Source organism: Aeromonas sp. FDAARGOS 1418 (genome assembly GCF_019048585.1).
GTDB lineage: Bacteria > Pseudomonadota > Gammaproteobacteria > Enterobacterales > Aeromonadaceae > Aeromonas > Aeromonas caviae.
This window is the reverse complement of record NZ_CP077387.1, coordinates 389,044-397,500: the sequence shown is the minus strand read 5'-3', so window position 1 is coordinate 397,500 and position 8,457 is coordinate 389,044. Positions and strand designations below refer to the sequence as shown.

Sequence of the window (8,457 nt, the reverse complement as noted above, 5' to 3'; positions counted from 1 at the left end):
TAAAGTGGTACGCGAGCTGGGTTCAGAACGTCGTGAGACAGTTCGGTCCCTATCTGCCGTGGGCGTTGGATGATTGAAGGGAGTTGCTCCTAGTACGAGAGGACCGGAGTGAACGAACCTCTGGTGTTCGGGTTGTCACGCCAGTGGCACTGCCCGGTAGCTAAGTTCGGAATCGATAACCGCTGAAAGCATCTAAGCGGGAAGCGAGCCCTGAGATGAGTCATCCCTGACCCCTTGAGGGTCCTAAAGGGCCGTTGGAGACCACAACGTTGATAGGTGGGGTGTGTAAGCGTAGCGATACGTTGAGCTAACCCATACTAATTACCCGTGAGGCTTAACCATACAACACCCAAGAAGTGTTCTGGGCCTTGTAGCAAGTGCATAAACTACTTACAAATTCAGTGATAATGACCAGCAACTAGCAAAGTCGTTATTCACGTCAGCTTTTTCAGATTGAAGATTTTGCCTGGCGGCAATAGCGCAGTGGAACCACCTGACCCCATGCCGAACTCAGAAGTGAAACGCTGTAGCGCCGATGGTAGTGTGGCATTCGCCATGCGAGAGTAGGACACTGCCAGGCACCCAACACGAGAAACCCCGCTCACTCGAGCGGGGTTTTTTATTGCCTGAAATTCAGCCCTCACTGGAGGGCAAACGGGCACTATGGTGCTGTTCGTCGTTCACGTTCACTTGTTGCCCGTACCGGAAAAGTTGCGCCTGCTCTGGTCACATTGAACCCACATGTTGGCTCTCTTTGTTTTCATCATTTTTAGCGTAATAACCCAGTCGGGGCCGTTCTGTCTAAACCCGCCGCCCGCGCTGCGATTGGGGTTGTATCTGAATCATAACTCGGTAGAGTAAGGGGCATTCCGGGTTTGCCCGTGCCATGGTTTCGGTTTTTTTTCTGGTATGGGACTCTCCGCCTGTTTTCATTCACCTTCACTCAGTGGTACCGATATGGAACAAGTAAACAAGTCAACCTTCAACGATGTGCTGGAATATGTGCGTATGTCCCGTCGTCAGAACAAGCTCAAGCGTGAAATCGCGGACAACGAGAAAAAGATCCGTGACAACCAGAAGCGGGTACTGTTGCTCGACAACCTGAGTGACTATATCAAGCCCGGTATGAGCATTGACGAGGTTCAGGCCATCATTGCCAACATGCGGACCGATTATGAAGAGCGCGTAGATGACCATATCATCAAAAATGCCGAGCTTTCCAAGGAGCGCAAGGAGCTGAGTACCAAGCTGAAGAGCATGAGCACCAGCAAATAATCCCGCCCCGCTCTCGTCAACACCGGCCTCTGGCCGGTGTTTCATTTTCATGCCGCAGCTCGGATCTCTTGCCGCGTTGCAACAATCGGCTCCCATTTTCACAATCGCCCTGTTAACATCGCTGCAAAGCGGTCAATAGATTTCAAGCCCTTGACTTGAAACGACTAAGCTTGATTGAAAGACAATAAATTGCGCAACCATGGTGGGGCTGATATGGGCGCATCAAAACAGACGGATTCAAATAAAGTGGCATCTCAGGATTCATCCGTACCTAATACGGACGGGCAACAACCGCGTAAACGCCGACCCTGGTGGCGCTGGTTGTTCTGTTTTATCTTCTTGCTTTGCCTGGCTGCCGTGATCGCCCTGGTGGGTTATGAAATGAAGACCTCCCGACTGCAGTCACAGGAGATCTCCCGCTATGCGGCCACCCTGACCTATCAGCTCGAACCCGGCCCCAGCAAGCAAATTGCCTTCCCCGACGACGGTCCGTTCGACAAGCGACTCGGTTATGTGCTGATGCCCATGATCCAGGAACGTCTCGTTCAGCGTGGCTACCAGGTGAGCGAACAGGTCCGTTTTTCCGATGCGCTCTACAACTACGCCAGCCACGGTTTCTTCGTGCCTTATACCGAGAAGGTTCAGGCAGGATTGACACTCTATGACTGCCGTGCCGAGCCTTTCTACCAGTACAAGTATCCGACTCATTACTATCCGGATTTCAATGCCATACCACCCCTGGTCATCCAGTCTCTGCTGTTTATCGAGAACCGTGAACTCCTGAGCAACAAGGAACCGTTGGCCAACCCTGCCGTAGACTGGCCGCGCTTTGCCAAGGCGGCGCTGTCCCAGGTGGGCAAGGCGCTGGATATGCAAGATCAATCCGCTGGCGGCAGCACCCTGGCGACCCAGGTGGAGAAATATCGTCATTCTCCTGATGGTCTGACCGTTTCGCCGACCGAGAAAATCCGCCAGATGGTCTCGGCCAGTGTTCGTGCCTATCGGCTGGGGCCCGAGACGCTGGAGGCCCGCAAGCTGGTTGCCTGGGCCTACCTCAACTCGGTCCCGCTCTCTGCGGCGCCCGGTTATGGCGAGGTGCACGGTCTCGGTGATGGCCTCTGGGTCTGGTTTGGCGCCAATGTTGATGAGGTGAATCGACTGCTGGATCCCGCTCGCAACCAGGATTCCACCCTGGCCGAGCAGGGCCTTGCCTTGCGCCAGGTTGTCTCCCTGATGATCGCCCACCGCCGTCCTTCCTATTACCTGGCGCAGGGCAGAGAAGCACTGTCGACCCTGACAGACAGCTATCTGCGACTCTTCGTGCAGGAGGGAATGATCACGCCCCCCCTGATGGAGTCGGCTCTCAAGGCCAAGCTGGTCTTCCGCGATTTCCTGCAGGCACCTGCCATCACCAGGGTCAACAACAACAAGGGACTGCAGGTGGCTCGCACTCGTCTCAGTCGTCAGCTCGGGGTGCAGCTTTATGATCTGGATCGCATGGATCTGACGGCCAACACCACCCTCAACATGCCGCTGCAGAACGAGGTGTCACGCTATCTGCAGCAACTGGCAGACCCTGCATTCGCAGCCCAGGTGGGCCTGTTTGGTGAGCGCCTGCTCTCGCCGGAGAAGACGGGTGATGTGAAGTACAGCTTTACCCTGTTCGAGAAGACGCCGGAAGGGGTCAAGGTCAGGGTGCAGACCGACAACACGGACCAGCCGTTTGACATCAATGAGGGCAGCAAGCTTGAACTGGGATCCACCGCCAAGTTGCGGGTGCTGACGACCTATCTCGAGATTGTCACCGAGTTGCATGACAGCTACGGCAATATGCCGGTGGAGAGCCTGCGAAAGATCGAAGTGTCCGATCAGGACAACATCAGCCGCTGGGCCATCGCCTATCTGATGAGTGCCAAGGACAGAAGCCTGCCGGTGATGCTGGAGGCCGCACTGGACCGCAAGTATTCCGCGAGTCCCTATGAAGGCTTCTTTAGCGGCGGTGGCATGCACACCTTCAACAACTTCCGCAAGGAAGACAACGGTCGCATCCCGCCCATTCGCGATGCGCTGCGGGAATCCATCAACCTGCCCTTCGTGCGCTTGATGCGGGACATCGTCCGCTACAGCCTCTACAAGGAGGGAAATCGTGCCCAGTTGTTGAAAGATGACAGGGATCCTCGCCGTACCGAGTATCTCGCCAAGTTTGCCGACAAGGAGGGCCAGACCTATCTGCTGAGGTTCTGGCGCAAATATCGTGGCAAGAGTGCAGAAGAGCAGCTCGATACCTTCCTCGATGGTCTCAAACCCAGCGCGGTGCGTCTCGCCGCGGTGCATCGCTATCTGATGCCGGAAGCCTCCCAGGCCGAATTTGCCGCTTTCCTGGTCAAGCGCCTGCCGCGGGAGAAATTGACCGAGAAGCGCATAGAGCAGCTCTATACCAATTACGGCCCCGGCAAATATTCTCTGCCGGATCAAGGTTATATCGCACGGGTGCATCCACTCGAGCTGTGGTTGCTTGCCTATCTCAAGGAGTTTGACAAGGCCACCTTTACCGAGGCGGTAACCGCCAGCCGTGACGAGCGTCAGGAGGTCTACAGCTGGCTGTTCAAGACCCGTCATCGCAGTGCCCGGGATAGCCGGATCCGCACCATGCTGGAGGTTGAGGCCTTCCTCGACATCCATCAGCGCTGGTCTCGCCTGGGTTACCCGTTCGATCACCTGGTTCCGTCCCTGGCGACCGCACTGGGCAGCTCGGGCGATCGTCCTGCTGCATTGGCCGAGCTGATGGGGATCATCCAGAACGGCGGCATTCGTGCACCGACCCTGCGCATCGAGCACCTCTCCTTTGCCAAGGGGACCCCCTTCGCCACCGTCTTTGAGCCGGCGAACACCCAGGGGGAACGGGTGATGCCTGCCGAGGTGGCCAACGCCTTGCGCAATGCACTCTCCAAGGTGGTGGAAGGGGGGACGGCGCGGCGCATCGCCGGGGCCTTCGCCTTGCAGGATGGTACTGTCCTGGCCCTGGGGGGCAAGACGGGGACCGGGGACAACCGGATCGAGACAGTGGGTCGCTACGGCAATGTGACCAGTTCACTGGCTCGCAACCGGACTGCGACGTTCGTCTTCTACATCGGGGATGATCACTTCGGCACGCTGACGGCTTATGTGCCCGGCAGCCAGTCCGACAAGTTCCGCTTCACGTCGGCGCTACCTGTACAGGTGCTCAAGGGGATGGCCCCCCTGCTGGTCCCCTATCTGCAACCCGCTACTCACACCCAGTGCGTGGCGGGCAGCTGAGCGGACATCGCATGAAAAAACGGGGCCATTTCGGCCCCGTTTGATTGTGTACTGCACGCCGCCATAAGGCGGACGTGAGTCATCACTTACAACAGATCTTCAATTTCACCGCGCAGGTACTGGTACATCTCGCGATAGGCTACCGGCGGCTTGTTCAGCTCCCGCTCCTTGTTGGCGGTGCGGATCAGCTGACGCAGCTTCTGGCGATCCAGCTCGTGGAACTGGGACATCAGCTCGTTGAGGGCGCTGTCGCCTTCGGTGATCAGCCGCTCGCGCCACTGTTCGAGGCGGTGCAGGCGGGCGTTCACGGTGGAGTGACGCATCTTGATGATGGAGAGGGCCTCTTCGATGGGGGCGACATCGCGGCTACGCATCAGACGGCCGATGAACTGGAGATGGCGGCGGAAGGACTCATCCTTCTTCGGCTTGAGCTTGCGGCCCAGCTCGACCGCTTCGGCAAGCTCTTCATCCAGGGGGATCTTCTCCAGCTCGCTGTGACTCAGGGAGACGATCTCTTCCCCCATCTTCTGCAAGGCCTCGGCATCACGCTTGAGCTGGCTCTTGCTGGGGCCCCAGTCTTCCCACTCGTTGTCGTCTTGATATTGACTCATCGGTCTCTGTATTCCTGTCATTCACGTTTGACGGATATGTTACCAGCTTCTCCCGCTGGGCGCAGGGGTCTGATATGCTTAGCCCCTTTCCTTCCCTTCATACAGATGTGAGTTATGGACCAGCAAGATCAAATCCGCCAGGATCAATCCCATCTCGAGGCCGTGGTCGCCGAGGCCCTTGAGATAGCGAAAGGGCTGGGCGCCGGGCTTGCCGAAGTCTCCATCAGCAAACAGACCGGCCTCTCGGTGAACACCCGGGGCTGCGAGCTGGAAAGCATCGAATTCAACAAGGATGGCGCACTCGGCATCGCCGTCTATCGCGACGGTTGCAAGGGGTCCTCCTCCACCACGGATCTGACCAAGCCGGCCATTCGCGCCGCCGTGGAAGCGGCCATGGAGATCGCCCGCCACACCTCTCCCGATGACTGCGCCGGTCTTGCGGATGCGGATCTGCTGGCCTGGGATGCCCCGGACCTGCAACTGTGCCACCAAATCGAGCTGGATCCCCAGCGTGGCATCGCGCTGGCCATCGAGTGCGAGCGGCTGGCCCTGGGGCGGGATGCCCGCATCAAGCACTCTGACGGAGCCAGTTTCTCCAGCCACCTGGGCGTCAAGGTCTATGGCAACAGCCACGGCTTCGTCAAAGGCTATGCTGCATCGCGCAACTCCCTGAGCTGCGTACTGATCGGCGAGCAGGATGGCGACATGCAGCGCGACTACGGCTACTCCTCCAGCCGCTCCCTGGACGGGCTGTGGAGCCCCCAGCGCATCGCTGACGAGGCGGTGGAGCGCACTGTTTCCCGCCTGGGGGCTCGCAAGATCAGCACCCGCCATGCCCCTGTGCTGTTCCACCCCGATACCGCTGCCGGTCTGTGGGGCCATCTGGTGATGGCAATCAGCGGGGGGAACCTCTATCGCAAGTCGAGCTTCCTGCTGGACAAACTGGGCAAGCAGATCCTGCCCGAGTGGCTCACCATCCAGGAGTTCCCCCACTTGCCGGGAGGACTTGCCAGCACCCCGTTCGACGGGGAAGGGGTTCGCACCCGAGACATGGACATCATCCGCAACGGCGAGCTGATGAGCTGGCTGCTCACCTCCTACTCCGCCCGCAAACTGGGCCTGACCACCACGGGCCACGCCGGGGGCATCCATAACTGGCAGGTCTCCAATACCGGCCAGGACTTCCAGGGCATGCTCAAAGAGATGGGCACCGGGCTGCTGGTGACCGAGCTGATGGGGCAGGGGGTCAACATCGTCAATGGTGATTACTCCCGCGGCGCAGCCGGTTTCTGGGTTGAAAATGGCGAGATCCTCTATCCGGTGGAGGAGATCACCATTGCAGGCAATCTGGCCGACATGTTCAGCCATATCGTGGCGGTGGGCAGTGATGAGGATGAGCGTTCCAGTCTCAAGACCGGCTCCGTACTGGTCGAGCAGATGAAACTGGCGGGGCACTGATCCCCCTCCGTCCGATCTGGAATATGGTGTCTAGTCCTGAGATAGGTCTACACATTTTCAGCTAGCTTTTAGCACTCAGAACCCCCGATGCGTCACATCAGGGGTTCTGTATTTCAATGCCTGATGCGGTTGCTCCAGGTTATAAGTATCCACTGCCTTTCGCACTTTTCCCCGCCTGCGCCAGCCTCTGCAGGCTTTGCAGCAGTGACTCTCTTTTCAAGATCTCAGTGCATTTTGGTGACAGTTATGAGTATCTGTCATCAAGCATTTGACCCCGTGTTGTTCATGCAATGACTGATACAACCCCGAACAATACTGCACCTGGTGGTCCGAATGATGAATAAGCTCTCCGTGGTCACGTTGTTGCTTCAGTGTTTTCTCGATCACCATCGACTCGGCATTCATCTCTTAGTTGCCACTATTTTGCGTGAGCAGGTGTCCGTCACCTAGCTCAGGTAGAGCGGCCCTGAGTGTCATAACGCGTCTGCGTCTGTTTATAGGTGAGCTTGCCTTCTTCAATCTGCTCGACCAGGGCCAGTTTAAAAATCAGAGTAATTGTGTTGTGTTCGTTTACGCCCTGTCCCATCGAGATCTCCATCTATTCGGAGGAGAAGATGCAAACCATATTCAGGCAGATGCGCCGATCAGACGTCGGCCAGCTGCAATGCCTGGCGGTAGTACTCGTTGGCCTTGTTGGTCAGGCGGCGCTTGTCCATCACCTGGCCGAGGGCGTGGTAGAGGGCGGCATCAGGCGCCTTCGCCACTTCCTGCTCCAGCAGGCGCTGGGCTTCGTCCAGTTGACCGGCCAGCAGGCAGACCCGGGCCAGCGCGGCTTCGGCGCCCGGCTGATCCTGGATCTTTCTGAGCAGGGTCAGCATGGGCTGGTAGTCGTCCAGTTTGAGCTTGGGCAGGCGGGCGAACAGCTCGGGGGAGGGATCCTTGCGCAGGGCCTCCAGCCAGAGATCGGCGGCTTCGGCATCGGCCCCCAATCGGCGCAGGCGATCCCCGTAACTGGCCAGCAGCACGGGATCCTGGCGCTGTTTGCGGGGCAGACCCTGCCAGACTGTGCGCAGGGTGTCGAGGGAGCCGCTGGCGGCCTCCAGACGACCGCACCACGCCTGGTGCAGCAGGGTCTCTTCCTGCTGAGCGGTCAGCTTGCCCACCTTGCGCAGGGCAGGGGCGAGATCGATGAGGGCCGCCCAGTCTTCACGGGCCAGATACACCTGACGCAGCTGATCCAGCACCATGGGGTGGCGCGGGTTGAGGGCATAGATGGACTCGAGGCGACCGAGGGCGCTGTCGTACTGGCCCTGCTCAATCTGCAACTGGGTCTGGATCAGGGTCAGTGCCAGCTCTGCCTTGGGGTTCTCTTCCTGAGCTTTCTGCAGGTAGTGATCCCGGCGCACGTCATCGCCCCGGGCCTGGGCCACCCGGGCGGCGCTCAGGTAGTTGAGCAGCGGGGTGTCGCTGTTGTCTGCGCCCTTGATGAGAAGCTTCTCGGCCTGGTTGTAGTGCCCCTCTGCCATGGCCAGGGTGGCATTGACGGTTTGCAGGTTGGCCTTGCGGCGGCGGCGGGAGCCGAACCAGCCCTGGGTCTTGCGGCGCAGGCCGAACAGGCGGGCCAGCACCCATTCCACGATGAGCAGGGCGCCGTAGAACAGCACCGCCAGGATCACCGCGCTGGTGACCGAGGATTCCACCGTGTAGTTGCCCAGCGAGATGAGCACATAACCCTTGTTGCCGGAGGCTTCGGGACCGAAGATGAGGCCCGCCACCATCACGGCGACTATGACGATCAGACGAATCATGGTCTCCT

6 protein-coding genes, 2 rRNA genes and 1 pseudogene (1 of these 9 only partly in view) are annotated in these 8,457 nt (G+C 58.8%); 5 read left to right on the top strand and 4 right to left on the bottom strand.

What is annotated here, in order from left to right:
• The 4 genes from I6L48_RS01985 to I6L48_RS01970 form a co-directional block, all read left to right on the top strand.
• Nucleotides 1–342: ribosomal RNA gene (locus I6L48_RS01985) — 23S ribosomal RNA — on the top strand (it extends 2,547 nt beyond the left edge of the window).
• 123 nt (nucleotides 343–465) lie between these two features.
• Nucleotides 466–580: ribosomal RNA gene (rrf, locus tag I6L48_RS01980) — 5S ribosomal RNA — on the top strand.
• Nucleotides 581–957: 377 nt separating this feature from the next.
• A complete protein-coding gene (gene tmaR, locus I6L48_RS01975) occupies nucleotides 958–1,275 on the top strand; it encodes a PTS system regulator TmaR (protein WP_010672687.1) in 318 nt (105 codons plus the stop codon).
• A gap of 213 nt (nucleotides 1,276–1,488) precedes the next feature.
• Complete coding sequence (locus tag I6L48_RS01970) at nucleotides 1,489–4,572, top strand: transglycosylase domain-containing protein (RefSeq protein ID WP_216987724.1); 3,084 nt, start codon at nucleotides 1,489–1,491, stop codon at nucleotides 4,570–4,572.
• 86 nt (nucleotides 4,573–4,658) lie between these two features.
• Here the strand turns inward: I6L48_RS01970 and yjgA are convergent, their stop codons facing one another.
• Nucleotides 4,659–5,183: a ribosome biogenesis factor YjgA gene (yjgA, locus tag I6L48_RS01965; RefSeq protein ID WP_010672689.1), complete on the bottom strand. Its 525-nt coding sequence runs from the start codon at nucleotides 5,181–5,183 to the stop codon at nucleotides 4,659–4,661.
• Between the two features lie 114 nt (nucleotides 5,184–5,297).
• On the opposite strand from yjgA, the gene pmbA reads away from it, so the two are divergent.
• Nucleotides 5,298–6,641, top strand: coding sequence for a metalloprotease PmbA (gene pmbA, locus I6L48_RS01960; RefSeq protein WP_010672690.1), 1,344 nt, complete (start codon nucleotides 5,298–5,300; stop codon nucleotides 6,639–6,641).
• Between the two features lie 75 nt (nucleotides 6,642–6,716).
• Here the strand turns inward: pmbA and I6L48_RS20760 are convergent.
• From I6L48_RS20760 to I6L48_RS01955, 3 genes and pseudogenes are all read right to left on the bottom strand, one after another.
• Nucleotides 6,717–7,111: pseudogene (locus I6L48_RS20760) on the bottom strand (DDE-type integrase/transposase/recombinase); the annotation flags it as partial.
• A complete protein-coding gene (locus I6L48_RS20870) occupies nucleotides 7,093–7,227 on the bottom strand; it encodes a hypothetical protein (protein ID WP_010672691.1) in 135 nt (44 codons plus the stop codon). The gene I6L48_RS20870 and the pseudogene I6L48_RS20760, both read right to left, overlap by 19 nt.
• A gap of 58 nt (nucleotides 7,228–7,285) precedes the next feature.
• The gene (locus I6L48_RS01955) at nucleotides 7,286–8,449 is read right to left on the bottom strand and encodes a heme biosynthesis HemY N-terminal domain-containing protein (RefSeq protein ID WP_010672692.1); all 1,164 of its coding nucleotides are present in this window, start codon (nucleotides 8,447–8,449) and stop codon (nucleotides 7,286–7,288) included.
• Nucleotides 8,450–8,457: the final 8 nt, after the last annotated feature.

Excerpts from the sequence above, each read along its gene's own strand:
- yjgA (WP_010672689.1), bottom strand. The coding sequence starts at position 5,183 with ATGAGTCAATATCAAGACGACAACGAGTGGGAAGACTGGGGCCCCAGC.
- I6L48_RS01955 (WP_010672692.1), bottom strand. The coding sequence starts at position 8,449 with ATGATTCGTCTGATCGTCATAGTCGCCGTGATGGTGGCGGGCCTCATC.
- I6L48_RS01970 (WP_216987724.1), top strand. The coding sequence starts at position 1,489 with ATGGGCGCATCAAAACAGACGGATTCAAATAAAGTGGCATCTCAGGAT.
- tmaR (WP_010672687.1), top strand. The coding sequence starts at position 958 with ATGGAACAAGTAAACAAGTCAACCTTCAACGATGTGCTGGAATATGTG.
- I6L48_RS20870 (WP_010672691.1), bottom strand. The coding sequence starts at position 7,227 with ATGGGACAGGGCGTAAACGAACACAACACAATTACTCTGATTTTTAAA.
- pmbA (WP_010672690.1), top strand. The coding sequence starts at position 5,298 with ATGGACCAGCAAGATCAAATCCGCCAGGATCAATCCCATCTCGAGGCC.